Source organism: Thalassospira sp., assembly GCF_002709775.1.
In the GTDB taxonomy this organism is placed as follows: Bacteria; Pseudomonadota; Alphaproteobacteria; order Rhodospirillales; family Thalassospiraceae; genus Thalassospira.
This window is the reverse complement of sequence record NZ_PAQR01000021.1, coordinates 1-26,368: the sequence shown is the minus strand read 5'-3', so window position 1 is coordinate 26,368 and position 26,368 is coordinate 1. Positions and strand designations below refer to the sequence as shown.

The 26,368-nt window shown below is 54.8% G+C and carries 25 protein-coding genes and 1 pseudogene; 18 read left to right on the top strand and 8 right to left on the bottom strand.

All coding sequences use genetic code 11. From position 1 onward, the window contains the following. Positions 1-56 precede the first annotated feature (56 nt). Positions 57-539, top strand: coding sequence for a flavin reductase family protein (locus tag CMO10_RS09230; protein WP_297021039.1), 483 nt, complete (start codon positions 57-59; stop codon positions 537-539). A gap of 76 nt (positions 540-615) precedes the next feature. Here the strand turns inward: CMO10_RS09230 and CMO10_RS09225 are convergent, their stop codons facing one another. After that, complete coding sequence (locus tag CMO10_RS09225; RefSeq protein ID WP_297021037.1) at positions 616-1,836, bottom strand: threonine ammonia-lyase; 1,221 nt, start codon at positions 1,834-1,836, stop codon at positions 616-618. Between the two features lie 354 nt (positions 1,837-2,190). Continuing rightward, positions 2,191-3,678: an aldehyde dehydrogenase family protein gene (locus tag CMO10_RS09220; protein WP_297021034.1), complete on the bottom strand. Its 1,488-nt coding sequence runs from the start codon at positions 3,676-3,678 to the stop codon at positions 2,191-2,193. A 254-nt stretch (positions 3,679-3,932) separates the two neighbouring features. Here CMO10_RS09220 and CMO10_RS09215 point away from each other — a divergent pair, with 254 nt between their 5' ends. Further along, positions 3,933-5,105, top strand: coding sequence for a type III PLP-dependent enzyme (locus CMO10_RS09215; RefSeq protein WP_044829221.1), 1,173 nt, complete (start codon positions 3,933-3,935; stop codon positions 5,103-5,105). 158 nt (positions 5,106-5,263) lie between these two features. Continuing rightward, a complete protein-coding gene (locus CMO10_RS09210; RefSeq protein WP_297021030.1) occupies positions 5,264-6,781 on the top strand; it encodes a malonate--CoA ligase in 1,518 nt (505 codons plus the stop codon). A gap of 98 nt (positions 6,782-6,879) precedes the next feature. On the opposite strand, the gene CMO10_RS09205 is transcribed toward CMO10_RS09210, so the two are convergent. Next, entirely contained in the window at positions 6,880-7,038 is a 159-nt protein-coding gene (locus CMO10_RS09205) for a DUF1127 domain-containing protein (protein WP_081579314.1), read from the bottom strand. Positions 7,039-7,517: 479 nt separating this feature from the next. On the opposite strand from CMO10_RS09205, the gene CMO10_RS09200 reads away from it, so the two are divergent. Then, complete coding sequence (locus CMO10_RS09200) at positions 7,518-8,480, top strand: HAD-IIA family hydrolase (RefSeq protein WP_297021027.1); 963 nt, start codon at positions 7,518-7,520, stop codon at positions 8,478-8,480. 93 nt (positions 8,481-8,573) lie between these two features. On the opposite strand, the gene hemB is transcribed toward CMO10_RS09200, so the two are convergent. The 4 genes from hemB to CMO10_RS09180 all read right to left on the bottom strand — a co-directional run bounded on the left by hemB (position 8,574) and on the right by CMO10_RS09180 (position 13,047). Beyond that, positions 8,574-9,581, bottom strand: coding sequence for a porphobilinogen synthase (gene hemB / locus CMO10_RS09195; RefSeq protein WP_044829188.1), 1,008 nt, complete (start codon positions 9,579-9,581; stop codon positions 8,574-8,576). Positions 9,582-9,637: 56 nt separating this feature from the next. Next, complete coding sequence (locus tag CMO10_RS09190) at positions 9,638-10,831, bottom strand: MFS transporter (protein ID WP_297021024.1); 1,194 nt, start codon at positions 10,829-10,831, stop codon at positions 9,638-9,640. A 34-nt stretch (positions 10,832-10,865) separates the two neighbouring features. Then, positions 10,866-11,627 carry a DeoR/GlpR family DNA-binding transcription regulator gene (locus CMO10_RS09185; RefSeq protein ID WP_297021021.1) on the bottom strand — a complete coding sequence of 254 codons (762 nt, stop codon included), beginning with the start codon at positions 11,625-11,627 and terminating at the stop codon, positions 10,866-10,868. A 133-nt stretch (positions 11,628-11,760) separates the two neighbouring features. Next, on the bottom strand, positions 11,761-13,047 hold the full coding sequence (locus CMO10_RS09180) for an O-acetylhomoserine aminocarboxypropyltransferase/cysteine synthase family protein (RefSeq protein WP_297021019.1): 1,287 nt from the start codon (positions 13,045-13,047) through the stop codon (positions 11,761-11,763). 227 nt (positions 13,048-13,274) lie between these two features. On the opposite strand from CMO10_RS09180, the gene CMO10_RS09175 reads away from it, so the two are divergent. From CMO10_RS09175 to CMO10_RS09135, 10 genes are all read left to right on the top strand, one after another. Continuing rightward, the gene (locus tag CMO10_RS09175) at positions 13,275-14,414 is read left to right on the top strand and encodes an isobutyryl-CoA dehydrogenase (RefSeq protein WP_297021016.1); all 1,140 of its coding nucleotides are present in this window, start codon (positions 13,275-13,277) and stop codon (positions 14,412-14,414) included. A 3-nt stretch (positions 14,415-14,417) separates the two neighbouring features. Then, the gene (locus CMO10_RS09170; protein ID WP_297021013.1) at positions 14,418-15,509 is read left to right on the top strand and encodes an enoyl-CoA hydratase/isomerase family protein; all 1,092 of its coding nucleotides are present in this window, start codon (positions 14,418-14,420) and stop codon (positions 15,507-15,509) included. Between the two features lie 84 nt (positions 15,510-15,593). Beyond that, positions 15,594-16,484, top strand: a complete 891-nt coding sequence (gene mmsB / locus CMO10_RS09165; protein WP_297021011.1) for a 3-hydroxyisobutyrate dehydrogenase — start codon at positions 15,594-15,596, stop codon at positions 16,482-16,484. Between the two features lie 133 nt (positions 16,485-16,617). Further along, the gene (locus tag CMO10_RS19815; protein WP_044829182.1) at positions 16,618-16,809 is read left to right on the top strand and encodes a DUF6898 family protein; all 192 of its coding nucleotides are present in this window, start codon (positions 16,618-16,620) and stop codon (positions 16,807-16,809) included. Positions 16,810-17,160: 351 nt separating this feature from the next. Beyond that, positions 17,161-18,084 carry an ABC transporter permease subunit gene (locus CMO10_RS09160; protein ID WP_044829181.1) on the top strand — a complete coding sequence of 308 codons (924 nt, stop codon included), beginning with the start codon at positions 17,161-17,163 and terminating at the stop codon, positions 18,082-18,084. Next, positions 18,084-19,604 (top strand): high-affinity branched-chain amino acid ABC transporter permease LivM, encoded by a 1,521-nt coding sequence (gene livM / locus CMO10_RS09155; RefSeq protein WP_297021006.1) that lies wholly within the window; start codon positions 18,084-18,086, stop codon positions 19,602-19,604. Before CMO10_RS09160 ends, livM begins: the two co-directional genes overlap by 1 nt. Continuing rightward, on the top strand, positions 19,601-20,455 hold the full coding sequence (locus CMO10_RS09150) for an ABC transporter ATP-binding protein (protein WP_044829179.1): 855 nt from the start codon (positions 19,601-19,603) through the stop codon (positions 20,453-20,455). Before livM ends, CMO10_RS09150 begins: the two co-directional genes overlap by 4 nt. Positions 20,456-20,475: 20 nt before the next feature. After that, complete coding sequence (locus tag CMO10_RS09145; protein WP_044829218.1) at positions 20,476-21,186, top strand: ABC transporter ATP-binding protein; 711 nt, start codon at positions 20,476-20,478, stop codon at positions 21,184-21,186. An 11-nt stretch (positions 21,187-21,197) separates the two neighbouring features. Then, entirely contained in the window at positions 21,198-21,554 is a 357-nt protein-coding gene (locus tag CMO10_RS09140) for a DUF6867 family protein (protein ID WP_044829178.1), read from the top strand. A 206-nt stretch (positions 21,555-21,760) separates the two neighbouring features. Then, positions 21,761-22,876 (top strand): branched-chain amino acid ABC transporter substrate-binding protein, encoded by a 1,116-nt coding sequence (locus tag CMO10_RS09135; protein ID WP_044829177.1) that lies wholly within the window; start codon positions 21,761-21,763, stop codon positions 22,874-22,876. A 121-nt stretch (positions 22,877-22,997) separates the two neighbouring features. Here the strand turns inward: CMO10_RS09135 and CMO10_RS09130 are convergent, their stop codons facing one another. After that, positions 22,998-23,417, bottom strand: coding sequence for a Ros/MucR family transcriptional regulator (locus CMO10_RS09130; protein ID WP_044829176.1), 420 nt, complete (start codon positions 23,415-23,417; stop codon positions 22,998-23,000). A gap of 464 nt (positions 23,418-23,881) precedes the next feature. Between CMO10_RS09130 and rpiB the strand changes: the two genes are divergently transcribed. The 4 genes and pseudogenes from rpiB to CMO10_RS09110 all read left to right on the top strand — a co-directional run. Then, positions 23,882-24,325 carry a ribose 5-phosphate isomerase B gene (gene rpiB / locus CMO10_RS09125; RefSeq protein ID WP_297020998.1) on the top strand — a complete coding sequence of 148 codons (444 nt, stop codon included), beginning with the start codon at positions 23,882-23,884 and terminating at the stop codon, positions 24,323-24,325. A gap of 86 nt (positions 24,326-24,411) precedes the next feature. Continuing rightward, entirely contained in the window at positions 24,412-25,686 is a 1,275-nt protein-coding gene (gene glyA / locus CMO10_RS09120) for a serine hydroxymethyltransferase (RefSeq protein WP_044829216.1), read from the top strand. Between the two features lie 24 nt (positions 25,687-25,710). Continuing rightward, positions 25,711-26,184, top strand: a complete 474-nt coding sequence (gene nrdR / locus CMO10_RS09115; RefSeq protein ID WP_008891109.1) for a transcriptional regulator NrdR — start codon at positions 25,711-25,713, stop codon at positions 26,182-26,184. Then, positions 26,184-26,368, top strand: a pseudogene (locus CMO10_RS09110) (bifunctional diaminohydroxyphosphoribosylaminopyrimidine deaminase/5-amino-6-(5-phosphoribosylamino)uracil reductase RibD); the annotation flags it as partial. The gene nrdR and the pseudogene CMO10_RS09110, both read left to right, overlap by 1 nt.

The following is a 26,368-nucleotide window of genomic DNA, read 5'->3' as shown; positions in this document are numbered from 1 at the left end:
CCCAACATTCGGGGCGCGTCATCCATCAGACTTTCTATACAAGAGCATCCTTTAATATGTCTTTCTCTCCGCGTGATTTCCGCGATTGCCTTGGTCAGTTCACAACCGGTGTTGCCGTTGTGACCACGCGCGCCGCAGACGGTGCAAAAGCGGGCATTACCATCAACAGCTTTGCCTCGGTATCGCTTGATCCGGCCCTGGTTTTGTTTTCGGTCGATCACCGGGCGGCGACTCACGCGCTGTTCACCGGCGAGGCGACCCGGTTCTGCATCAATATCCTGAGCCAGGATCAAAAGCAGATCTCCGAGCTGTTTTCAGCCCCGGGACAGGATGGCTGGGATCGTGTTGCCTATGAGGATGACAGCCTTGGTATGCCGCGCCTGACCGGAAGTGTCGCCGCATTCACCTGCGAGCGCCATGCGATGCATGAAGGTGGCGATCACAGCATCATTATCGGCCATGTGCGTGAACTGGTGATGGGGGAAACCGGCGCACCGTTGCTTTATTACGGTGGCCGTTATCGTGCCCTTGGCGACTAAGTCGGATATTCGCTTAAAAACAAAAAAAAGGGCCGCAGCGAAATGCCAGCGGCCCTTTTTGTTTGCAATGTGTTGATCAGTCGAGCGAGGTGTTGCCGAGCAGGCGGCCACCAAAGCCTTCCTTGATCAGGCGATCAATCACCTGCTGACCATGCAGGGTGTCGCGGACTTCAAGCACCATATCGACATCGGTCTGCTTGGCCGGAACGTCATAGAAATGGCGCTGGTGATAGACTTCGATGATGTTGGCATCTTCTTCGCCGATCAGGGCACTGATGGTCGAAAGTGCACCCGGCACATCCGGGATTTCGATACGCACACGGACAAGGCGACCTTCGCGCGCCATGCCGCGCATAAGGACCTGAGCGAGCAGGCGGGTATCGATATTGCCGCCACTGACAATCAGACAGACTTTCTTGCCCTTGAAACGTTCCGGGTGATCGAGAAGGGCGGCCAGCGGGGCCGCACCGGCACCTTCAACCACGCTTTTCTCGATCTCGATCAGCATCTGGATTGACCGTTCGATCGAGCTTTCCTCGACCAGAACGACGTCATCAAGCTTTTCCTTACAGATTTCAAGCGTGAGGCCACCGGGTTGCTTGACAGCAATGCCTTCGGCGATGGTTACGCCACCGCCAGTGAATTCCTTGTCGTGCATGCCTTCATACATGCAAGGGTACAGCTTGGTCTCGACACCAACGACTTCGATGTCCGGTCGGCGGGATTTGATCGCGGTGACAACACCCGATGCCAGACCACCACCGCCAATCGGAACAACGATGGTGTCAATGTCGGTGTTTTCATTAAGGATCTCGAGCCCGACTGTGCCCTGGCCTGCAATGATATGCGGATCATCAAACGGGTGGACGAAGGTCAAGCCGCGTTCCTGTTGGATGCGCGCGGCAGCTTCGAGGCTTTCGGCAAAGACATTACCGGTCAGAACGACTTCGGCACCGTGCGAACGGGTATGGTGGACCTTGGTGTAGGGGGTGTTTTTTGGCATCACAATGGTGGCGGGAATGCCAAGGCGCTTGGCGTTATAGGCGACACCCTGTGCGTGGTTGCCAGCCGAGACGGCGATCACGCCTTTTTCGCGTTCCTGGGGTGTCAGGCTTGCCAGTTTGACATAGGCGCCACGTTCCTTGAAGGAGGCGGTGTATTGCTGGTTTTCAAGTTTAAGATAAACTTCTGCCTGGCAAATATTTGACAGGGTTAGAGATTTTACCAGCGGCGTTTTCGCAACAATGCCTTCAAGCAAGCCGGATGCGCGAACGATATCGTGATAGGAAACAGTCATAATTTCCATGCTCCTGCAGCCACCATCTTTATGGTGAGGTGGCAATATTATCATGTGTTGGGTGAAAAACGGTAATCAACCGGACCTGTCATCCGCAGATGACAGGGATCACATTCGCAGGTCGGAAATCCCCATAATCATGGCGATCACACCGGCACGAAGCGTCGGGCGGGAGTGTGATGCGAGGATGTCAGTAGCTGCAGACATAGCCATGTACTTTCCGGGTTTGGATGTGTTTAAGAAGGGCACCTTTGCGGATTGCACGCGCAAGGTCAAGCGCAGGAAAAGAAAAACCGGGTTGCGTGATGTGCAACCCGGTTTGCGGAAGTCAGGCTTATCTGACGGAAGACGATGTTATTCCATGTTCAGAATAACGGTCTTCTTGTAGGTGAAGTGTTCGAGCATGCTTTCAAGTGATGCTTCCTTCCCAAGGCCGGAAAGCTTGATGCCGCCGTAAGACAGGTTCGGCTGAACAACAAGGTTCTGGTTGACCTGAACAAAGCCGGCTTCAAGGCGCTTGGTTGCGACAAGGGCGGTTTTAAGGTCCGTCGTCCAGACGGTTGCTGCCAGACCGAAGTCGCTGTCATTCGCAAGTTCAAGGGCCTCTTCAAAGGTTTTGAACTTGAAGACGCAGGCGACCGGGCCAAAGATTTCTTCACGTGCCACACGGGCATCCGGATCAACATCGGTGAAGATCACCGGACGGACAAACAGGCCATCGGAAAGGGTGCTGTCGGTGGGAAGGGCGCTCAGCTCGTTCTTGGTCGCACCTTCTTTCTCGCCGGTTTCGATATAGCCGCAAACCTTATCGAACTGTTTGCGGTTGATGATCGTGCCGATGTCGGTTTCTTCATCCAGCGGATCGCCCATCTTAAGGGTGTTGACCTTATCAATCAGGCGTTTGACGAATTCGTCATGCAGGCTTTCATGCACCAGCATGCGCGATGCTGCCGTGCAGCTCTGTCCCTGACGGGTGAAGCGCATGCCGCCAATCGCACCGGCGATGGCCTTATCAAGATCGGCATCGCCCATGACGATCATCGGTGACTTGCCACCGAGTTCGAGGGTGACCGGGATAAGTTTTTCAGCAGCGGCGCGATAGACCGTGCGACCGGTTTCAACCGACCCGGTGAAGGAAACCTTTTTGACATCCTTGTGTTCGACCAGCGGGCCGCCGCAAGACGGGCCAAAGCCCGACAGGATGTTGAATACGCCAGCCGGCAGAACTTCCTGCATGATCTGGCACACGCGCAGAACAGCAAGAGGGGTGTCTTCGGCGGATTTGACGACGACCGCGTTTCCGGCAACCAGTGCCGGGGCAACCTTGATCGCCATCAGCATCATTGGCACGTTCCACGGAATGATCGCACCAACAACGCCAACTGCTTCGCGGGTGGTCAGGGTCATCATGTTCGGGTTGAACGGAACCGTTTCGCCCTTGAGCTCGGATGCCAGCCCACCAAAGAAGACGAACATATCTGCCAGAACAGATGCCTCGACCCGGCTTTCGGTGCGAAGGGCCTTGCCGGATTCCAGTGCGACCAGACGACCGAGTTCCTCAGAATGCGACATCAGGACGCGGCCGCATTCAGACAAAAGCTTGCCACGTTCACGTGCCGGACGTTCTGCCCAATCCTTCTGGGCGGCCTTTGCTGCGGCGACGGCAAGTGCGACGTCGTCGGCGTCACCGTCGGCAGCCTGACCGATGACCTTGCCCGTGGCAGGGTTGAGAACATCAAAGGTCTTGCCGTTTTTCGGGGCGACAAGTTTTCCGTTGATCAGATGATAGCCGGACAGTTCCTTGGCCAGAACGGTTGGATCAAGGATCGGATCGATGGGCATTTCAGGCTCCCTGTAGGTTGACGTGCGGGACCGCTCAAACGCGTGGGGCGCACGATATTGGTTATTTGGTATTGGTTTACCAAATTATCGGCAGGGCGATGCAATATCAAGCGCAATTACTGCCTATTACCTGCAAGGCATGCGCAAGGAGCATGACAGGGGGAAAAAGGGCTGGTACGCTAATCGGGCTAAAAGGCCAGCCCGGCGGCGGTACGTGTCTGGGCGCCTGATATTCGTAAACGATGGAGTATATTGTGCCACGTCATTTCGATACGACGTTCGATGTTGTTAAGGAACTCAAACCTTCCTATCCGGTGTATTGCCTCAGACCCAATATTCTTCGAGAAACAGCGCAGCGCTTTGTCGAAATGTTCCCGGGTGACGTCCTGTATGCGGTGAAATGTAATCCGCATCCGGAAGTCATGCGATATCTTCACGAAGGTGGGGTGCGTCATTTCGACACCGCTTCGCCTGAGGAAATCTCTATCGTGCGTCGCCAGTTCCCGGGGATGAAGGCCTATTTCATGCATCCGGTCAAAAGCCGTGATGCCATCCGCAATGCCTATCGGGTGTTCGGGATTGATCACTATGTGATCGATACCATCGAAGAGCTTGAGAAAATCCGCGAAGAGACAGAGGGCGACAAGAACCTGGTCATCCATGTCCGTCTGGCGACCCCGCCGGCCGGTGCGACCTATAACCTGTCAGCCAAGTTTGGCGCGCGTCCGATGGTGGCGGCCGAACTTCTGAAAAAGGTTGATGAGTATGGTTATCATGCCGGGCTTTGCTTCCATGTCGGGTCGCAATGCACCACGCCGACCGGTTACCGGATCGCGGTCGAGATTATCCGTCAGGTCGTTGATTTTTCTGGTGTTAAGGTCAAGCATATTGATGTCGGGGGTGGTTTCCCCGGTCAGTATATGAACCAGCGCGGGGCGAGCCTTGACGAGTTCATGGATGAGATCAAGGATTGCATCCGCTGGCTTGATATGCCCGATACCACCTATATGTGCGAACCGGGCAGGGCGCTGGTTTCCAGCGGTATTTCCCTGATCACGCAGGTTCATCTGCGCAAGGAAGACACGCTGTTCATCAATGACGGTGTTTACGGCAGTCTTTCGGAAACCGTGACCGGACAACTCCGTTATCCGGTGCGCCCGATGCGCATTGATGGTGATTTCGATCCCGAGGAAACGCTGGACTTCACGATTTATGGGCCGACTTGCGACAATATGGATGTTTTGCCGGCAACCGTGACGTTGCCTGCCGATATTCGCGAAGGTGACTGGATCGAGTTTGGTCATATCGGGGCCTATAGCAACGCGCTTGCCACCCATTTCAACGGGTTCCATCCCGAGGTACAGGTAACTGTTGGTGAAGCGTTCCCGTATATCGATGGTGAATTCCCGTCGGTCGCGCTGGATTAATGCCAAACCCGCAAACCCGGTCTGTTTGACAGACAAAATCGATCATTGCGGTAAAAAGGTACTTGTTTACCTATAATGGTTGGTTGCACTATGCTGCCCGCACAAAAGACCGGCAGGGAAACCTGCCGGTCAAAACGAACTCTCGGGGAAGCAGTAAAGTGACCAACAGCCTATTCATGCGCATTCGTGACCGGTTTCCGGCAGACCTGTCTTCGGTTCTGATCGAGACGCCAGATGGCAAGACCTATAGCTATGGCGATGCCGATCATGCATCGGCTCGAATTGCAGGGCTTCTGACGTCGCTTGGTGCGAAAAAAGGCGACCGGGTTGCTGTTCAGGTCGATAAATCCCCCGAAGCATTGTTTCTTTATCTTGGCTGCATTCGTGCGGGCCTTGTTTACCTGCCGCTTAATACCGCCTACCAAGCGGGCGAGCTTGCCTATTTCATGGATAACGCATCGCCGGTGATTTTCGTCTGCCAGCCCCATCGTGAAGATGAGGTCAAGGCAATCGCGAGTGAGCAGGGCGTTTCCAATGTTCTGACATTGGGCATGCAGGCAGAGGGCAGCCTGATGGACGGGGCCGCATCGCAATCCACGGATTTTGCGCCGGTGGCGTGCGAAGATGATGAGCTGGCAGCCATTCTTTATACATCCGGCACAACGGGAAAGCCCAAGGGTGCCATGATGACCCAGATGAACCTGTGGTCCAATGCATCGACGCTGGAAAAGCTTTGGGGCTTCACGGGCGATGATACGCTTTTGCATGCCTTGCCGATCTTCCATACCCACGGGCTGTTCATTGCCTGTCACTGTGTGATGCTGTCGGGATCGAAGATGTTCTTCCTGCCGAAGTTTGATCGTGACCAGGTGATGGCGCTTCTGCCGCGCAGTACGGTGATGATGGGGGTTCCGACCTTCTATGTGCGTTTGTTGTCGGGTGATGATTTTACCGCCAATGTGACGTCAAGCATGCGGCTGTTCATTTCAGGCTCCGCACCGCTTCTGCCCGAGACCTTTACCGCGTTCAAGGAACGCACCGGCAAGGCGTTGCTTGAGCGTTACGGCATGACCGAAATGGGCATGGCGACGTCCAATCCGCTTGATGGCGAGCGCATTGTTCATACCGTCGGCCCGGCATTGCCCGATGTCGAGGTGCGCGTGTGCGATGAAGACGGCAATGCCTTGGGTGTCGATGAGATCGGCGTGCTTGAAGCGCGCGGACCGAACGTGTTTGCCGGTTACTGGCAGATGCCGGAAAAAACCGCCGAGGAATTCCGCGATGACGGGTTCTTTATTACCGGTGATATCGCCAAGATCGATGCCAAGGGATATGTCCATATCGTCGGGCGTGCCAAGGATCTGGTGATTTCGGGCGGGTTTAACGTGTATCCGAAGGAAATCGAAACCCTGATCGACAAGATGGATGGTGTTGTTGAAAGCGCCGTGATCGGCGTTCAGCACCCCGATTTTGGCGAAGCGGTTGTCGCCGTCATTGTTCCGGAAAAGAAAGGGGCTTTAAGCGAAGAGGGTGTGATAGCCGCGATCAAATCCGAGCTCGCCAATTTCAAGGTGCCCAAGCGCGTGTTCTTTGTTGATGAACTGCCGCGCAATGCCATGGGCAAGGTGCAGAAGAATGTCCTGCGTGAAGAACACAAGGCGCTGTTTGCCAACTAACGTAGCGAGCGGTTGTTTCGCGATGCTGAAATGCAGACAAAGAAAAAGCCCCGACAGAAACTCTGTCGGGGCTTTCTCATGGACGCTACGGTCGTGGCTTAGCGACCGAAAGCAACACGGTGTGCTACATCGTCGATCATGTCGCGGTTCAGACCGATGTCTGCCAGTTCGCGCGGATCGAGTTTACGCAGCGCAGTCTGGGTCTGGTACTGAACGCGCAGAGCGCGAAGGAAAGCAAAAATCTTGGTTACGATCATTTCATCACCTATTTCAAACCGGCCGATTATTCGGCGTCTATTCAGTTAACCGGCATGTTCTCACCGAGATATTCCGCATCGGAATAGTTAGCTGGTTTGACGTGTCGGTTTGCATGGGATGTATCGAATGATCAACTGCTTGGTGGCGCATTCATCAGTCGATACGTCCTATTCATTTCGTGAGGGCAATCTACGGGTGAATACGCAGTTAATCCAATGCGTTTTTTGCATGCCTGCGGCTTGAAAAGTGCAGAAACCGGTGAAATCTCTCGTTAACTGTTCTAAAAGGGCTGTTCGACGTGGGCTTTAGGCTCTTTGTCGGTATGCGCTGAGCGCATGGGTGGTCGGGCTGCGTGATGCGTTTTGGTTGATTATCCGCGTTTGTGGTGTTGCGAATAATTTTAGGTGTAATTAAAGCGCTAATCGGTTTGAATACGCCGGAATTTGAATGACGTGCTGTTTGTGTGGGAGAAACGACTATGAGTGCCAATCGGTTGCAACTGGATTTTGCGCAGGCCATGGATGCCTATTTGCGCTATGCACCGCGTCTGCCACAGGTTCAGCCCGATGCGGTTCCGGCCGCGACCGATTATGTCGATAACCTTCTGGCGATTGCCGATCAGTTTGACCTGATCGTGTTTGATGCCTTTGGCGTGCTCAATAGCGGCCAAAGCGCCATTCCCGGTGCGGTCAAGACCGTTGCCGCCCTTCAGGAGATGGGCAAGAAGATTGCCGTTGTGACCAATGACGCCTCAAGCTCGGGCGAGGCCATTCTGGCACGTCATCGCAATCGTGGTTTTGATTTTGACAATAACAGCCTGATCAGCAGTCAGCAGTTTGTCGCGCCGCTCATGAATGAATATGCCGATATCACCCATTGGGGTGCAATGGCGCCGACCGACTGGCCATTTGATATTCTGCCGGGCGATGTTGAGCCACTTGGCAGTGACCGCGCGCTTTATGATGCGGTGGGCGGGTTCCTGTTGATTGATTCCGATAGCTGGACCGATACGCAGCAAGCCCTTCTGGAAGCGAGCCTTAAGGACAATCCGCGTCCGATCCTTGTCGGGAACCCGGATATCTGTGCGCCGATGGGGGATTTCCTGTCGGTTGAGTCGGGGTATTTCGCGCATCTGGCGGCTGACGCATCGGGTGTGATGCCGCAATGTGTCGGCAAGCCGTACCATCATGTGTTTGAGGAAGTGCTGAAACGTCACCCCGGCGTTGATCGCAGTCGTGTGCTGATGGTCGGCGATACGGTGCATACCGATGTGCTTGGTGGGCTGGCATCGGGGATCAAGACCCTTCTGGTGCACCGGGGCGGGTTCCTTGACGGGCAGGATATCGAGGGCGCGTTTGCCCGATCCGGCCTGCGCCCGCATTTCTGCGCGCGCGCGATTGGTCATGGCATTGAAGATGACGCTGAGGCGGTTGCAGTTTAGGCCGCGTTATGTACTAGCGGCGTGAGCCAAAACAAAAGGGCCTCGATTGAGGCCCTTTTTTAATGCGGATTATGTGGCGATCTGGCGGGAAGCTTAGCCTTCCAGTGCCTCGGCGACTTCAATGGCGCTATAGGTCAGGACACCGGATGCGCCGGCACGTTTAAAGCAGGACAGCGTTTCAATCGCGCAGCCGATATAATCAAGCCAGCCATTTTGGCCAGCCGCACGCATCATCGCGTATTCGCCAGACACCTGATAGGCAAAGACCGGCACGCCGAATTCCTGTTTGACGCGATAGAGCACATCAAGATAGGGCAGGCCGGGTTTGACGATGACCGAGTCCGCACCTTCATCAAGGTCATAGGCCACTTCGCGCATGGCTTCATCGCTGTTGGCCGGGTCAAGCTGATAGGTTTTCTTGTCGGCCTTGCCAAGCGCACTGGCCGAGCCGATCGCATCACGGAACGGGCCATAGAAGGCGGATGCGTATTTCGCCGAATAGGACATGATCTGAACGTTCTTGAGGCTGGCTTCCTCAAGCGTTTTGCGGATCGCGCCAATGCGGCCATCCATCATGTCTGATGGTGCGACCACGTCACAGCCGGCCTGCGCCTGCACAAGGGCCTGACGGACAAGCGCCTCGGTGGTTTCGTCATTGAGGATCTGGCCATCGACCACGATGCCGTCCTGGCCATCGGCATTGAAGGGATCAAGGGCGACATCGGTGATGACACCCAGATTGGGGCAGGCATCCTTGATCGCCTTGACCGCACGACAAACGACGTTGTCGGGGTTATAGGCTTCGCGGGCGTCCTTGGTTTTCAGGCTGGCATCGATATAGGGAAACAGCGCCAGGGCCGGAATGCCAAGCTTTTCGGCATGTTTGGCGGTTTCAACCAGAATATCGACGGACTGGCGTTCAACACCGGGCATGGACGGGATCGGTGTGCGTTCGTTTTTGCCATCAATGACAAAGACCGGCAGGATCAGATCATGGGAGGTCAATCGGGTTTCCGCGACCATGCGGCGCGACCAGTCGGTCATGCGGTTGCGGCGCTGTCGAGTGCTGGGGAAGGTGCCATAGGCGAATTTATTGACCATGATCTAATCTCTGTAATGTGAGGCTGGGCAATTTATGGGACAGATTACGCCTTTGATCAACCATTGCCCGCAATTTGCAAGCGGCTACGCATGGTTAGCAGGTATACCGGAATGATCATGGCAAGGAACATCGCGGTCAGGGCAAAGGCCGTGACAAGGCCAGCGGCCTCGCCAATCGCGCCAATCACCGGCGGTCCGGCCATGATGGCGGAATAACCTGTTGCAGCAATGATCGAGACCACAGCACCGCCACCCTTGCCGGTTGCCTGAGATGCTGCGGATAACAACAGGGGCAGGATCACGGCAAGCCCCATCCCGGCAATCGCACAGCCCAGCCAGGCAATGGCGATATGTGGCGAGAAGGTCAGAACAAGCGTGCCAAGCGATGCCAGCACAGAACTTGTCAGCAACACCTGCACCCGGCCAAACCGCGTCACCAGCGCATCCCCCGACAGGCGGGTGGCGGCCATGGCGCAGGAATAGATGGCAAAGCCGACGGCAGCCAAGGTTGGACCGGATGACAGTTCGGAATTCATGAAAACGGTTGCCCAGTCGGTCAGGACACCTTCGCCGAACTGGCCGATAAAGGCGCAAACCCCGAATGGCAATAGCATCAGGAACAGGTTGCGGTCCTTTATGGTTGCAGCGGATTTTTCCGTACCATCCTGTTTGCGGGCGAGGTAATCATGCGCATCACGGTCGGTCAAAAGCCCGGCCTGCGCAATCATGTGGGCGATCAGAAACTGCGACAGCACGATGGGCAGGTGAAGCTCATTGCCAATCGGCAAGGCAAACCAGGCGGCGGCGATGCCCGCCCCGACAAACCCGCCGAGACTCCAGAAGCCATGCAGGCCCGACATGATGCTGCGTCCCTTGACCCGTTCGACCTGCAGGCCGTTGGCGTTCATGGCGACATCGAGAAAGGCACCGGAAAAGCCAAGGGAAAACATCGCGATTGATATGCTGAGGTAATCGGGCATGAAGGCCGGAATGCCGACCGCAATGAAATAGAACAGACCGGAAAAGCGCACCACGCGTTCGCTGCCAAACCGATCGGCAAGCCGGCCTGCAATCGGCATCACGGCAAGAACCCCGATGGCCGCAGCCAACAGAATGCCACCGAGATCATCATGCCCAAGACCAAGACGTCCCTGCACCAGCGGGATATGGGGCACCCAACTTGAAAAGGCGGCACCATGCAAAAAGAAAATGGCGCGCACCCGGTTATGGGCAATGGCGTGGCTTTGCATGTTTTAAACGGCTCCGCAGGGCGAGGGGTGATGATCAGGCCTGAATGACATTCAAGCCGCGCCGGGTGTAATTGGAAAGATAACCGGTCGAAAGCTTCCGGCCCGTCACCAGATGCGAGATCGCATCAATGTCACAGACCCGATGCGGTAAACTGGTTTCAAGCTTGTCAGCGGTGGTGATGGCTATGACCTCTGCTGATTGGGCGATCATTGCAGCCTTGGTTGCGCGTTCTTCGGGGCTGCTGGTTGAAAGGCCTGCTTCGGGATGAAGGGCGCAGGTGCCAAGCAATGCGAGATCGGCATTGAATTTCCGCAGCTCATCGATGGTTGTCGGGCCACATACCGCCATATCGGTCTTACGAAACGTGCCACCCAGCATAATGACTTCGGCATTGGGATGATTGGCAAGCTCGACCGCGATCATCGGGTTGACCGTGATGACCGTGCCACGAAAGGACGGTTTCAGGTTGCGCGCGACTTCACAGATGGTGGTGCCGCTATCAAAGAAAGCCACGCAACCATCAGGGATCAGATCACGCGCGGCCTTTTGGGCAATGGCGGTGCGTTCAGGTTGCAGTTCCTGTGCGCGTTCCGTGTAGCTTTCATGTGCGGTATTGGGCAGAACCGCACCGCCATGAATACGACGCAGATAGCCGTGTTCTTCCATCTGGCGCAGATCGCGCCGGATGGTATCAAGCGATGCGTGAAAAAGGGCGGCCAGATCGTGGATGTGAACCGTACCCTGATTGCGCAGAAGTTTCTGGATTTCGTCCTGACGGCTGGTGACGCTCGACATTGTATTGCCTGTTTTGCATGTTGTGCATGTATTGCCGATATTGGTTATAGCGGCCCTGCAAAAGCGTCAATAGAAAAACCGGCCAGACGAAGGTCTGACCGGTTCTTTGATCTCGTAGTGATGCGGGGATTGATCAGGCTTTATCAAGCGCCTGGGTCAAGTCCGCCAGAATGTCATCAATATGCTCGATACCGATGGAAAGGCGGACATAGCCGTCGGTCACACCTGATGACAGGCGATCTTGTTCGGACAGCTGGCTGTGAGTCGTTGTCGCCGGGTGAATGGCGAGCGAGCGCGTATCACCGATATTGGCCACGTGATAGAACAGCTCCAGCGAGTTGATGAATTTCTCGCCTGCGTCTTTGCCGCCTGCCAGTTCAAAGCCCATCAGGGAGCCAAGACCGCCCTTAAGGTACTTGTCGGCGCGACGGCGGCTTTCGCCATCCTGTTTGCTGGGGTGGATGACCTTGGTGACTTTCGGGTGGGCGGCCAGGAAGTCGGCAACCTTGATCGCGTTTTCGCAATGGCGCTCCATACGCAGCGGCAAGGTTTCCATGCCCTGAATGGTCTGGAACGAATTGAACGGCGAGGCAGCAGCACCAACATCGCGCAAAAGCGTGCAACGCAGCTTGATCGCATAGGCCACCGGACCAATCGGTTTGACGGCTTCGGTCCAGACGGCGCCGTGATAGCTTGGATCCGGTTCATTGAGAAGCGGGAAGCGCTTGGCGTGTTTTTCCCAATCGAACTTGCCGGAATCAACCACGATCCCGCCAACCGAGGTGCCATGACCGGCAATAAATTTGGTCGTCGAATACATGACAATGCTGGCGCCATGTTCGATCGGCTTGCAGATCACCGGTGCGGCGGTGTTATCGACAATCAACGGAATGCCAAGTTCATCACCGATATCGGCCACTTCACGGATCGGGAAGACCTGAAGTTTCGGGTTCGGCAGGGTTTCGGCGTAGAACGCACGCGTCTTGTCATCGGCAAGGCGACGGAAGTTTTCGGGATCTGCCGGATCGGCAAAGCGCACTTCGATGCCCATCTGTTTGAAGGTATTGGCAAACAGGTTCCAGGTGCCGCCATAAAGGTCGGTGGAGCTGACAATGTTGTCGCCTGCCTGCGCGATGTTGAGAACCGCAAAGGTGGACGCTGCCTGACCCGATGCCAGTGCGACCGCCGCAGCGCCGCCATCAAGGGCAGAGATGCGCTGTTCAAGCACATCATTGGTCGGGTTCATCAGGCGGGTATAGATGTTGCCCAGTTCCTTGAGCGCAAAAAGATCTGCGGCATGCTGGGTGTCGCGGAACTGATAGCTGGTGGTCTGATAGAGCGGCACGGCAACGGAACCGGTTGTCGGTTCGGCGCGATAGCCTGCATGTAGGACAATTGTTTCCGGCTTGGTCGAAGACATGATGAATGTTTCCCTGATTTATCGTTGTTCCTGACGCGAGGAGGGTATGCGCAGCCACCCGGTATCTGCAAGGAACATTTGGCGAAATAGCGCAAAGTCATGCACGTGCCACGCGTTCGGGAGCCCAATTATGATAATTCGGTACGATTATACCGAATGAATTGACAAAATGCCGATTTCACGTTTACGTAAAGGGAAAATAGAAAAGCAATAGAGGCGGCGATCCAATGGAATTCAACCTGTCTGACGATCAGCAGGCATTTGCCCAGGCTGCGCGTGATTTCGCGCAGAATGAAATGGCCCCGCATGCGGGCGACTGGGATGCAAATCATATCTTTCCGGAAGAAACCCTGCGCAAGGCAGCCGAACTTGGTTTTGCCGCGATCTATACCGGCGAGGAACATGGCGGTACGGGGCTTGGGCGCCTTGATGCGGCGGTCATCTTTGAAGAACTCGCAGCAGCCTGCCCATCAACGGCGGCCTATATTTCGATCCACAACATGGCCTGCTGGATGATTGATACGTTTGGCAATGATGCGCAGCGCGCGAAATATTTGCCCAAACTGGTCACGATGGAGCATTTCGCCAGTTACTGCCTGACCGAGCCGGGGGCGGGGTCTGATGCCGGGTCGCTTCGCACCCGTGCCGAACGCGATGGGGATCATTACATCCTGAATGGCGAGAAGGCCTTTATTTCCGGCGGATCGCGAAGCGATGTTTATGTCGTCATGGCGCGTACCGGCGATGACAGCCCGAAAGGCATTTCGACCTTTATCGTGCCCAAAGACGCCGAAGGCCTGTCATTTGGAAAACTTGAAGAAAAAATGGGCTGGAACAGTCAGCCGACCGCAGCCGTTATCTTTAGTAACTGCAAGGTGCCGGTCGAAAACCGTCTGGGCGAAGAGGGCGAAGGTTTCAAATTCGCCATGAAGGGCCTTGATGGTGGTCGCCTGAATATCGCGGCCTGTTCGATCGGCGGTGCACGTGCGGCTATGGAGCATGCACGCGAGCATATGAAAGTGCGCAAGCAGTTTGGCAAAAGCCTTGATCAGTTTCAGGCGCTGCAATTCAAGTTCGCCGATATGGTCACCGAACTCGAAGCGGCCCGTTTGATGCTTCACAACGGGGCATGGAAGCTTGATCACAAGACCGACGATGCCACACATTTCTGCGCCATGGCCAAGCGGTTTGCGACCGATACCGGATTTAATGTCTGTAACGAAGCGCTGCAGCTTCATGGCGGATATGGTTATATTCGGGAATATCCCATTGAGCGGCTTTTGCGCGATCTGCGGGTGCATCAGATCCTTGAAGGTACCAACGAAATCATGCGCCTGATTATCGCGCGCGCTGCCCTGAAAGACTAGGTTATGAGCACAGTTTCAAATTCATCGGAAAATACCGCCGAAGCACCTGTTCTGTTTTCACAGGATGGTCCGGTTGGCCGCATCCTGTTGAACCGCCCCAAGGCGCTGAACGCGCTTGATCTTGCGATGGTCGATATGATGATGGCGCAGCTGAAATCCTGGGAGCAGGACGCGTCGATCAAAGTCATCATCGTCGAGGGCGCTGGTGAAAAGGCGTTTTGTGCCGGGGGCGATATCCGTGGCCTTTATGATGCGCGGAAGATCGATGACGAAGAGATGCTCGATGCGTTCTATCGTCGGGAATATCACCTGAACCATTATATCGCGACCTATCCAAAGCCTTATATCGCGCTGATGGACGGGATCACCATGGGCGGTGGTGTCGGAGTTTCAATCCATGGCCGGTTCCGGGTTGTAACCGAACGGACCCTGTTTGCCATGCCCGAAACCGGGATCGGCTTCTTCCCGGATGTTGGCGGGGGATATTTCCTGCCACGCTGCCCGGGCAAGATCGGGATGTATCTTGGTCTGACCGGGGCTCGGATCAAGGCGGCCGATTGTCTATATGCCGGGCTTGCCACCCATGGGGCACAAAGTGCGGATCTGGATGCGATCAAGGGCGCACTTGCCAGTGCAGAATGGGCTGGCGATGGTTTTGCCATTGCCGAGGAGATCCTTAAAAAGCATGAAACGCCATTCGGTGTGGCACCGCTTTCGGAAATCCGTGACGAGATCAATCATTGCTTTGCGGGCGACAGCGTCGTTGCGATCTTTGAGGCCCTGCAAAATGCGGACAGTGCGTTTGGCACAGAAACGCTTGAGGTGTTGCGCGGTAAATCACCAACAGCGCTTTGCGTCAGTTTCGAGCAGATCCGTCAGGGTGGCGACATGTCACTGGCCGAGGTGCTTAACATGGAATTCCGCCTGTCGCAGCGCATGGTCTGCAAGCCGGACTTGTTTGAAGGTGTGCGGGCGGTGATTGTCGATAAGGATCATGCGCCGAAATGGCAGCATGGCGATATCGGACAGGTCGACCCGCGCGAGGTCGCGGAATATTTTGAAATGCTGCCTGAAGACAAAGAACTTAATCTTTAGAACGGATTGGGCGAGAGCCTTGTCCCGCCAGATCACCATAAATCAGAACAAAACACCCCGATCGGGTGACAGAGGAGACTTCAAATGGCGAATATCGGTTTTATCGGACTGGGCAATATGGGCGGGCCGATGGCGGCAAACCTGGTCAAGGCAGGCCATACGGTCAAGGTATTTGACCTGTCGGCAGATGCGGTGGCAAAGGCCGTTGATGGTGGTGCCAAGAAATCAGCCTCGGTCGGGGATGCTGCAACCGACGTTGAGTTTGTCGTGACCGTTCTGCCGGCCGGGAAGCATGTTCTGGCCGTCTATGATGGCGCAGATGGCGTGATTGCCCATGCCAAGCCGGGTACGGTTCTGATTGATAGTTCGACCATTGATGTGGACTCGGCCCGTAAGGCATCCGAGCTTGCCAAGGCGGCAGGGCTTGGCGTTGTGGATGCGCCGATTTCGGGCGGCACCGCCGGTGCGGCAGCCGGAACGCTGACCTTTATGGTTGGTGGTGCCGAAGCAGATTTCGCCAGTGCCGAGCCGATTTTGTCGGCTATGGGTGCGAACATTATTCATGCTGGCGATAGCGGTGCAGGGCAGGCGGGCAAGATTTGCAACAACATGGTGCTCGGTGTCAGCATGATCGCAGTTTCCGAGGCCTTCATGCTGGCTAAGCGCCTTGGTCTTGATGCGCAGAAGCTGTTTGAGGTGTCATCAAAGGCATCCGGTCAATGCTGGGCGCTGACAAGCTATTGCCCGGTCCCGGGGCCGGTTCCGACATCGCCAGCAAACCGCGATTATCAGCCGGGTTTTGCGGTCGATATGATGCTTAAGGATTTGAAACTGGCACAGCAGGCGTCTGCATCCGCAGGCGCGACAACCCCGATGGGCGCGTTGGCCGAAAGCCTTTATGCGCTGTATTCAAACGGCGGCAATGGCGGGATGGATTTCTCGGCCATTGTTAAGATGCTTGATGGCGAGAAATAAGCACTTTTCAGTCCATGTCTGAATGAAGCGGGTCCGGTTTTCCGGGCCCGTTTTGTTATATGTTGCGTTGTTTGAAAATGGGAGCACAATAGCCTAGTTCGCCTAGTACAGTTTTCGCAACAGCAGTGCACTAATGACCCGACGATATAACACCTCAAACGAGATTTACTTTGAGCTCCGCCAGGTCGGAACCTATTTGCGGTGTACGGCAATCGACGGAAAAACCGGCGTGGAAGTCACGGTAGCCGGACCTGTCAGCCGGAATCCGGAGCAATTGAAGCGCGTTGCTGCACAAAAACTTGAATACGTCCTCAAAAAGGGATAATGTATACAATATAAAGCGAGGGTGACTTTCAAAGTCAGTGTTTTATGCCAATTTCAAATCCTGTTTTGGTGGTTTTCACTAAAATGTCAAAGCGTCTTGCGGGGTTTGAAATCGTGTGTCTAATGTCCTCGCTCTAATCGCGCTCTTTATGTATGGCCACAAAAAGAATGGCTGGCATAAGGGGTTAAAACCGGGGGTTACCCGATAACAATAAGACGGAGGCTTTGCGGGTTTGCCAGGGGGCTATGGGGAGACATTGTCTCATCCAATCAGTACATCTGTGTGTGAATTGATACCTTCTGTTGATCTGGCGAAGTCCTTGTATGTCTGTGCCAAATCTAAGGTTGTGCAATGGATTGGGCTTATTTCCTACAACAATTGATCAATGGTCTGACGCTGGGGGCCATTTACGGTCTGATCGCCATCGGCTACACGATGGTTTATGGCATTATCGGCATGATCAACTTTGCGCACGGCGAGATCTATATGATCGGTGCGTTCCATTCCCTGATTACCTTCCTGATCTGTCAGGCTGCGGGTATTAGCGGAATCCTTCCTCTTACGCTTCTTTTGATGCTGTTCGTTTCAATGGTTCTGACCTCGATATACGGTTGGGGCGTGGAACGGGTCGCATATCGGCCGCTGCGCGGCTCATTCCGTCTGGCTGCACTGATTTCGGCCATCGGGATGTCCATCTTCCTGCAGAACTTCGTTCAGATTTCGCAGGGTGCGCGCGTGAAACCGATGCAGCCGCTTGTTGAGGGCGGCATTACCCTGATGGAAAGCGCGAATTTCGACGTCCAGCTGAGCTACATGCAGATCGTGATCATCGTTCTGACATTCGTTCTGATGGTTGTCTTCTCGCTGCTGATCGCCAAAACGTCGCTTGGTCGTGCACAGCGTGCCTGTGAGCAAGACCGCACGATGGCAGGTCTTCTTGGGGTTAACGTTGACCGCACCATTTCCACCACCTTTGTCATGGGTGCTGCCCTGGCATCGGTCGCGGGCATGATGGTGACGTTGTATTATGGCGTGATCGACTTCTATATCGGCTTCCTTGCCGGTGTTAAGGCCTTCACCGCAGCCGTTCTGGGCGGCATCGGATCGCTTCCGGGCGCAATGCTTGGTGGTCTTCTGATCGGTCTGATCGAAGCCTTCTGGTCGGGTTATCTGACGATTGAATATAAGGATGTTGCAACATTCGGCATTCTGGTTCTCGTGCTGATCTTCCGTCCGTGGGGTCTGCTCGGCAAGCCGGAGGTGGAGAAAGTCTGATGTCTGCTGCACTTGCTTCTTCTCGTACCAACGGCTCGGAAGTGGTCAAGGAACTCGCGTTCTTTGCTGTGATCGCGCTGTTGATGTCGGTCATGCTCCTCGGTGTCGAGACGGTTGACCGTCCGACCGGTCTGGAACTGGCGGTGCGTTGGGACCTTGTCCTGATTGCCATCGTCTCCACCGTGATCGGTCGTCTTGGCCTGATTTTCCGTCGCGAGAGCATTTCGCGTCTTTGGCAGGCCGTCCTGATTACGGTTACGGCTGTTGCGGTCTTTGAAATGTTCGTGCGTTTCCGCGAACTTGATGACCGTTGGGTTTCGCCGGTTGTTCTCGATATGGCGTTTGGCAGCGTGGTCAGCACGATCCTTGCCATTGCCTTTGTCGTCATCGTTTTTGCCACGGCATACTTCACCATGAAGGTGCAGGGGGCTGTTGAAGTCGACCAATCCAAAAAGCTGTCTGCAAAGATCCAGCTGACCTATCGTTCGAACACCAAGAAAATCGGTCTGATCGGGATTGTCTTCTTCTTCATCTTCCCGCTGCTGTTCGGCGATGATCGTTCTGCGATCGACCTTGCAACCCTTGTGATGATTTACATCATGCTCGGTTGGGGGCTTAACATCGTGGTGGGTCTGGCCGGTCTTCTTGATCTTGGATATGTCGCGTTCTACGCGGTCGGTGCATATTCCTATGCATTGCTGTCGCAGAACTTCGATCTGAGCTTCTGGCTTTGCCTGCCGCTGGCCGGTATTTTTGCCGCAAGCTTCGGGATTATCCTTGGTTTCCCGGTTCTGCGTCTGCGCGGTGACTATCTGGCGATTGTCACACTTGGCTTTGGCGAGATCATCCGTGTGGTCCTGATCAACTGGTATGACTTTACCGGCGGTCCGGACGGGATTTCCTCGATCGAACGTCCGAGCTTCTTCGGTCTTGCCGATTTCTCCCGGCGGGTTCCGGAAGGGGCGATATCGTTCGGCGATCTGTTCGGTCTTGATTACTCGTCAATGCATCGTCTGATCTTCCTGTACTACCTGATCCTTGTGCTGGCACTGGTGACGAACTTCGTGACCCTTCGTTTGCGCAAACTGCCGATCGGGCGTGCGTGGGAAGCGCTTCGCGAAGATGAGATCGCCTGCCGTTCGCTTGGCATCAACCCGACCAACACCAAGCTGTCGGCATTTGCCATCGGCGCGATGTTTGGTGGTTTTGCCGGTGCGTTCTTTGCTACCCGTCAGGGCTTTATCAGCCCGGAAAGCTTCACGTTCCTTGAATCTGCTGTGATTCTGGCGATTGTGGTTCTGGGCGGCATGGGCAGCCAGATCGGTGTCGTGTTGGCAGCAATTGTCATGATCGGGTTCCCGGAAATGTTCCGTGAACTGGCGGAGTATCGCATGCTGATCTTCGGGGCAGGCATTGTTGCCATCATGCTCTGGCGTCCGCGCGGTCTGTTGTCCTTCCGTGATCCGACCATTCTGCTCAATATGAGTCAGAAAGAAAAAGTTGCCGGAGAAATCAAATGACCGACAACAAACTGCTTGAAGTCGAACACCTGACCATGCGTTTCGGCGGCTTGGTCGCGATTGATAATCTGTCGTTCAACGCCAACAAGCGTGAAATCACGGCGATTATCGGCCCGAACGGGGCAGGGAAAACCACCGTGTTTAACTGCCTGACCGGGTTCTATGTTCCGACCGAGGGGCGTCTGACCCTTCATGCCGAAGATGGCCCGCGTTTGCTGGAACGGACCGAAGGGTTCCGCATTCCGCGCAACAACGGCGTTGCACGTACGTTCCAGAACATTCGCCTGTTTACCGGGATGACTGTTCTGGAAAACCTGATCGTTGCCCAGCATAACCGTCTGATGGAGGCTTCTGCCTTCTCTATTGCCGGTTTGTTCAACCTTGGCTCCTATGCCAAGGCGGAAAAAGAAGCGGTCGAAAAAGCGAAATTCTGGCTTGAGAAGGTTGGTCTGTATGAACAGGCCGACTGGAATGCCGGTAACCTGCCTTATGGTTCCCAGCGTCGTCTGGAAATCGCACGTGCGATGTGCACTGATCCGTCACTTCTGTGCCTCGATGAGCCGGCAGCGGGTCTTAACCCGCGTGAGTCGGCGGAACTGAACATCCTGTTGCAGAGCATCCGTGATGATCAGGGCGTTGGCTGCCTTCTGATCGAGCATGACATGAGTGTCGTCATGCAGATTTCCGACCATGTGGTCGTTCTTGATTACGGGAAGAAGATCGCCGATGGCGATCCTGAGGCCGTCAAGAATGATCCGGCCGTTATCCGCGCCTATCTTGGCGAGGAAGAGGATGACGAACTGCCGCCGGAAGTCGCTGCCGACCTTCATCTTGATCCGAAAGCGCATTGAGGGAGTCCATCGATATGTCCATGTTAAAAATCGAAGGTGTACATACCTTCTATGGCAATATCGAAGCCCTCAAGGGCATTGATATGGAAGTCAATGAAGGTGAAATCGTAACCCTGATCGGTGCCAACGGTGCCGGCAAGACCACCTTGCTGATGACGTGCTGTGGTTCGCCGCAGGCCAGCAAGGGGCGCATTCTGTTCGAAGGTCAGGATATCAGTCGCATGCCGATGCATGAGATCTGCCAGCTTGGCATTCAGCAGTCGCCGGAAGGGCGTCGTATTTTCCCGCGTATGTCGGTTTATGAAAACCTTCAGATGGGCGCGATCACCCAGGATCCGAAACACTTCAATTCGGATATCGAAATGGTTTTTGATCTGTTCCCGCGTCTGAAGGAGCGCATCAACCAGCGTGCCGGGACGATGTCGGGTGGTGAACAGCAGATGTTGGCAATTGGCCGTGCTCTTATGGGCCGTCCGCGTCTTCTTCTGCTTGATGAGCCATCCCTTGGCCTTGCGCCGCTGATCGTGAAGCAGATTTTCGAAACGATCGAGAAGATCAACCGCGAGAAAAAGATGACGGTCTTCCTCGTTGAGCAGAACGCGTTCCACGCGCTCAAACTGGCTCATCGCGGATATGTGATGGTCAATGGCAACATTACGCTCTCGGGGACGGGTGCGGAACTTCTGGCAAACCCGGAAGTCCGTGCAGCCTACCTCGAAGGTGGCCACTAGGGAGTTCTGAGATGGAAGCGATTACGGGTACCAGCATTGGTGTCACAATCGGAATGACCATCATCCTGATGGGGTTCTGCGGCTTTATGACCGGACAGGCCATCGCAAACACCTGGCGGCCGTCCTGGCAGCTTGTGCCGTATGCCTTGCTGCTTGGCTGTGTCGACCGCTTCATGGTTTTTGCCTTGTTCGAAGGTGAGCTGCTGTCACTTTCCGGCTACATTTTTGATACGGTCATCTTGTTTGCCATCACGTTTACGGCGTTCCGCCTGACGCAGGTGAACAAGATGCTGTCGCAATATCCGTGGCTGTATGAACGGGTTGGTCCGTTTGCATATCGCGCCCGCGAAGGTGCTGATGTTCGGTGATATTTGCGGGGACGCCCGGCGTCCCCGCACGGTTGCCCGATAACGGGCAATCACAGGGTTTGTACTCATGCACACCAATTCTGGCGTGCCGCAGTACGTGGGACCTGAAACCGGTAATCGGCGAAAAATACGGGCCGGTTTCAGATCCAAAAAGATGATTCTGTCATGGTGATGGGATCAACCTTTGGAACAGGGAGACTTCTCTAATGTCGAAAACCAAGCTCGGCCTTCTTGCCACTGCTTCCGCGCTTGTTCTTTCAATGGGTGTAGCAAAAGCTGACATCGTTGTTGCGACCGTCGGTCCGATGACCGGTCCGTACGCTGCATTCGGTGAACAGATGACCCAGGGTGCAGAGAAAGCAGTTGCCGACATCAACGCAGCTGGTGGCGTGAACGGCGAAATGCTCGTTCTCGAAATCGGCGATGACGCTTGCGATCCGAAACAGGCTGTTGCTGTTGCAAACCAGCTGGTAAGCAAAGACGTCGCACTTGTTGCTGGTCACTTCTGCTCGGGTTCCTCGATCCCGGCTTCTGAAGTGTACTTCGAAGAAGGCATCATCCAGATTTCCCCGGCTTCGACCAACCCGCAGCTGACTGAACGTGACATGGACAACGTATTCCGTGTTTGCGGCCGTGACGATCAGCAGGGCGAAGTTGCTGGTAAATATCTTGCTGCCAACTATGGCGACAAGAAAATCGCCATCGTTCACGACAAACAGGCTTATTCCAAAGGTCTGGCTGACGAAACCAAGAAAAACCTTAATGCAAGCGGCAAAGAAGAAGCCCTTTACGAAGCAATCACCCCGGCTGAGAAAGACTACTCGGCTCTGGTGACCAAGCTTAAGGCTGAAGGCATCGAAGTTCTGTATTATGGTGGTTACCACACCGAACTCGGTCTGATCGTTCGTCAGATGCGCGCACAGGGCATGGACACCATGGTAATGTCCGGTGACGCGATCAACACCCTTGAGTACTGGGCGATCACTGGTGATTCCGGCGAAGGCACCATCTTCACCGCTTCCCCGGCGATTGAAACCGATCCGCGCAACGCTGACCTCGTCAAATACTTCGACGAAATCGGCTACAAGCCGGAAGGTTACACCCTGTTCACCTATGGTGCGATCCAGGCTTGGGCACAGGCTGCCAACAAAGCTGGCTCCACCGATTTCGAACCGGTTGTAGATGCCCTGCATTCCGAGACGTTCAACACCGTTCTCGGCGACATCTCCTTTGACGCCAAAGGCGACGTTGATGCACCGGGTTACTGGATCTACACCTGGAAAGACGGTCAGTACACTGACGGTGCGATCCAGAATCCGTGATCATCTGCAAATGGTCAGTCCGGTGTAAAGCCGGGCTGACCTGACCTTGCAGTCAGATACGAAAAACGCCGCCCTGAAACGGGGCGGCGTTTTTTGTTTTCAGCAGTCGTGGGGAAGGGCGTTATTTCGCCTTGCGACCCAGACCGATTTTCTTGGCGAACTGCGAACGCTGCTTGGCGTAGTTCGGAGCAACCATCGGGTAATCCGCTGGCAGGCCCCATTTCGCACGGTATTCTTCCGGGGTGAGGTTATAGGTCGTGCGCAGGTGACGCTTGAGCATTTTCAGCTTTTTGCCGTCTTCAAGGCAGACAATATAGTCATCGCCAATGGATTTCTTGATCGGAACAGCCGGTTTCAACGGTTCGGCTTCCGGTTCTTTTTCAACTTCGTGTATTTCATCAAGAGAAGCAAAAACGGTCGAAATCAGTTCCGGAATCTGTGCCGCTGCAAGCGCATTGTTGCTGACATAGGCAGATACAATGTCGACAGTCATCTGTAAAAGTTCGTCGCGGTCAAGCACGCTGTTCTCAGTTTCAGCCATAATTGAAGTAATCCTTCATTTGATAATTCAGATTAAACTTAATGCACTATTCTTTCGATATAATCAAACCACAGAAAAACACAAGGTAATTTATTAAATCCGCACTGTATCAGGTTATATTGGGCCTATATTAAAGTTTATGTTCTGGCGGTATTCATTTAAATCCGCATGCTTTCAGATGGCGCAAGAAATACAACCACACCGATTGCGCAATACTACTGTTTAAATGGCCGGATCATCCTGTACGGCGATATCGTCCTTCTGTTACCTCGTTTGACCTTGTTGACGGCGTGAAAACCGACATATGTGTTCAGTATGTGGAGCGTCTGAACCGTAGCGGTTTTGCAGCGTCTGTTCTGTTTGGAAAACTTGCCGTTTTGGGTGAGCTGCGCGTTGGCAGGTCCGACGCTATATGCTACAAGGCGCTCAAATTTTATCTTCTGCTTTTGGATGAAGGCACGCCTATGACCGTCAAGACCCTTGCCATTGCTTCCGATCACGGTGGTGTGGACCTGAAATCAACCATTGCCGAGACCCTGAAAAAGCGCGGAATTGAAGTGCTTGATCTGGGCACGGATGGTTCGTCTTCTGTCGACTATCCGGACTATGCGCAGGCGGTAGCCAAGGCGATTATCGATGGCAAGGCCGAGGCGGGTATTCTCGTCTGCGGGTCAGGCATCGGTATGAGCATTGCAGCCAACCGTTATCCGCAAATTCGCGCAGCACTGGTTCATGACCGTCTTTCCGCAGAACTTTGCCGTCAGCATAACAACGCAAATGTTCTCTGCCTTGGTGCACGCCTTCTGGGTGAAGCCACGGCACTGGATTGCGTGGATGCATTCATGTCGACCGAATTTGAAGGCGGTCGTCACGAAGGTCGCGTCGCAAAAATGTCCTGCTCCGTCTGATTTTATCGCCATCTGGCATCAACCGGAACGGGCAGGCGGTCCAGATGGATCGTACCCCGTCACATCGCATCGAAAGAGGCCCCCGCATGTCGTTCAAAGGCTTTTTCACCACCAGCTTGGCCGAAGCTGATCCGGCACTGTACAAATCTGTCACCGACGAACTTGATCGTCAGCAGAACCAGATCGAGATGATTGCTTCGGAAAACATCGTTTCCAAAGCGGTTATCGACGCACAGGGCACCGTCCTGACCAACAAATACGCCGAAGGTTATCCTTCGCGCCGTTATTACGGTGGTTGCGAGTATGTGGACGTTGCCGAACAGCTGGCAATCGACCGCGCCAAGGAAATCTTCGGCTGCGAGTTCGTCAACGTTCAGCCGCATTCCGGTGCACAGGCAAACGGTGCGGTGATGCTTGCCCTTTGCAAGCCGGGCGACACCATTCTGGGCATGTCGCTTGATGCGGGTGGTCACCTGACGCATGGCGCACGTCCGGCTCTGTCGGGCAAGTGGTTCAATGCGGTTCAGTACGGTGTTCGTGAAGACGACCTGACCCTTGATTATGATCAGGTTGAAGCGCTTGCGGTTGAGCATAAACCGGCCCTGATCATTGCCGGTGGTTCGGCCATTCCGCGTCAGATCGATTTCAAGCGTTTCCGTGAAATCGCCGACAAGGTTGGCGCGCTTTTGATGGTTGATATGGCGCACTTTGCCGGCCTCGTTGCCGGTGGCGTTCATCCGAGCCCGCTTCCTTATGCTGACGTTGTTACCACCACCACGCATAAAACCCTTCGTGGTCCGCGTGGCGGCATGATCCTGTCGAACAACCTCGAGATCGGCAAAAAGATCAACTCTGCCGTCTTCCCGGGTCTGCAGGGTGGTCCGCTGATGCATGTGATTGCTGCCAAGGCCGTTGCTTTTGGCGAAGCACTGCGTCCGGAATTCAAGGAATACGCCCAGCAGGTCGTTGACAACGCCAAGGCGCTTGCCGAAGTCCTCGTAAAACGTGGCTTTGACATCGTCACCGGCGGCACCGACACCCACCTGATGCTGGTTGACCTGCGCCCGAAAGGCCTGAAAGGCAACGCGGCAGAAGTCGCACTTGAGCGTGCGGGTATCACCTGCAACAAAAACGGCATTCCGTTTGATACCGAAAAGCCGACCATCACCTCTGGTGTGCGTCTTGGCACGCCGGCTGGCACCACGCGTGGCTTCGGTGTTGCTGAATTCCAGCAGATCGGTGAATTGATTGGTGACGTTCTTGACGCCATGGTCGACAGCCCGGAAGGCAATGCCGAAGTTGAGGCAGCCGTCCGTGCAAAGGTTGAAGACCTCTGCAAGCGTTTCCCGATCTATTCCTGATCGATTTGAGGCTTAGATAAACATATGCGTTGCCCGTTTTGCGGACATACCGATACCCAGGTTAAGGACTCCCGTCCGACCGAAGAGCATCATGCCATTCGCCGTCGCCGGTTCTGTCCTGCCTGTGGTTCACGCTTCACGACATTCGAACGTGTCCAGCTGCGTGAGTTGATGGTTGTGAAAACAGACGGGCAACGCGAATTGTTCGACCGCGACAAACTGGCGCGGTCGATCTTTCTTGCCTGTCGCAAACGCCCGATCGAAGACGAACGTGTTGAAAAGGCCCTTAATGGCATTCAGCGCCGTCTTGAAAGCAGTGGCGAAAGCGATATTTCCACCGATACCATTGGCGAAATGGTGATGGAGGCGCTCAATGCCCTCGATCAGGTGGCCTATGTACGCTACGCTTCGGTGTACAAGAATTTCCGTGAAGCGCGTGATTTCGAACAATTCGTCGAAAAAATGCATGATGGGGAAGAAGAGGCGGACGCAGAGTAATGACAGCCCCCGCGTTTAGCGAAGACGACCGGCATTTCATGCGGGTCGCATTGAGCCTGTCAAAACGCGGTTTGGGAAATGTCTGGCCGAACCCGTCAGTCGGTTGCGTCCTTGTTTCAGCAGACGGCGTGATTGTCGGCCGTGGCCATACCAAGCCCGGTGGTCGACCCCATGCAGAACGCGT

Excerpts from the sequence above, each read along its gene's own strand:
- CMO10_RS09230 (WP_297021039.1), top strand. The coding sequence starts at position 57 with ATGTCTTTCTCTCCGCGTGATTTCCGCGATTGCCTTGGTCAGTTCACA.
- CMO10_RS09225 (WP_297021037.1), bottom strand. The coding sequence starts at position 1,836 with ATGACTGTTTCCTATCACGATATCGTTCGCGCATCCGGCTTGCTTGAA.
- CMO10_RS09220 (WP_297021034.1), bottom strand. The coding sequence starts at position 3,678 with ATGCCCATCGATCCGATCCTTGATCCAACCGTTCTGGCCAAGGAACTG.
- CMO10_RS09205 (WP_081579314.1), bottom strand. The coding sequence starts at position 7,038 with ATGATCGTAACCAAGATTTTTGCTTTCCTTCGCGCTCTGCGCGTTCAG.
- CMO10_RS09200 (WP_297021027.1), top strand. The coding sequence starts at position 7,518 with ATGAGTGCCAATCGGTTGCAACTGGATTTTGCGCAGGCCATGGATGCC.
- hemB (WP_044829188.1), bottom strand. The coding sequence starts at position 9,581 with ATGGTCAATAAATTCGCCTATGGCACCTTCCCCAGCACTCGACAGCGC.
- CMO10_RS09190 (WP_297021024.1), bottom strand. The coding sequence starts at position 10,831 with ATGCAAAGCCACGCCATTGCCCATAACCGGGTGCGCGCCATTTTCTTT.
- CMO10_RS09185 (WP_297021021.1), bottom strand. The coding sequence starts at position 11,627 with ATGTCGAGCGTCACCAGCCGTCAGGACGAAATCCAGAAACTTCTGCGC.
- CMO10_RS09180 (WP_297021019.1), bottom strand. The coding sequence starts at position 13,047 with ATGTCTTCGACCAAGCCGGAAACAATTGTCCTACATGCAGGCTATCGC.
- CMO10_RS09175 (WP_297021016.1), top strand. The coding sequence starts at position 13,275 with ATGGAATTCAACCTGTCTGACGATCAGCAGGCATTTGCCCAGGCTGCG.
- CMO10_RS09170 (WP_297021013.1), top strand. The coding sequence starts at position 14,418 with ATGAGCACAGTTTCAAATTCATCGGAAAATACCGCCGAAGCACCTGTT.
- mmsB (WP_297021011.1), top strand. The coding sequence starts at position 15,594 with ATGGCGAATATCGGTTTTATCGGACTGGGCAATATGGGCGGGCCGATG.
- CMO10_RS19815 (WP_044829182.1), top strand. The coding sequence starts at position 16,618 with ATGACCCGACGATATAACACCTCAAACGAGATTTACTTTGAGCTCCGC.
- CMO10_RS09160 (WP_044829181.1), top strand. The coding sequence starts at position 17,161 with ATGGATTGGGCTTATTTCCTACAACAATTGATCAATGGTCTGACGCTG.
- livM (WP_297021006.1), top strand. The coding sequence starts at position 18,084 with ATGTCTGCTGCACTTGCTTCTTCTCGTACCAACGGCTCGGAAGTGGTC.
- CMO10_RS09150 (WP_044829179.1), top strand. The coding sequence starts at position 19,601 with ATGACCGACAACAAACTGCTTGAAGTCGAACACCTGACCATGCGTTTC.
- CMO10_RS09145 (WP_044829218.1), top strand. The coding sequence starts at position 20,476 with ATGTTAAAAATCGAAGGTGTACATACCTTCTATGGCAATATCGAAGCC.
- CMO10_RS09140 (WP_044829178.1), top strand. The coding sequence starts at position 21,198 with ATGGAAGCGATTACGGGTACCAGCATTGGTGTCACAATCGGAATGACC.
- CMO10_RS09135 (WP_044829177.1), top strand. The coding sequence starts at position 21,761 with ATGTCGAAAACCAAGCTCGGCCTTCTTGCCACTGCTTCCGCGCTTGTT.
- CMO10_RS09130 (WP_044829176.1), bottom strand. The coding sequence starts at position 23,417 with ATGGCTGAAACTGAGAACAGCGTGCTTGACCGCGACGAACTTTTACAG.
- rpiB (WP_297020998.1), top strand. The coding sequence starts at position 23,882 with ATGACCGTCAAGACCCTTGCCATTGCTTCCGATCACGGTGGTGTGGAC.
- glyA (WP_044829216.1), top strand. The coding sequence starts at position 24,412 with ATGTCGTTCAAAGGCTTTTTCACCACCAGCTTGGCCGAAGCTGATCCG.
- nrdR (WP_008891109.1), top strand. The coding sequence starts at position 25,711 with ATGCGTTGCCCGTTTTGCGGACATACCGATACCCAGGTTAAGGACTCC.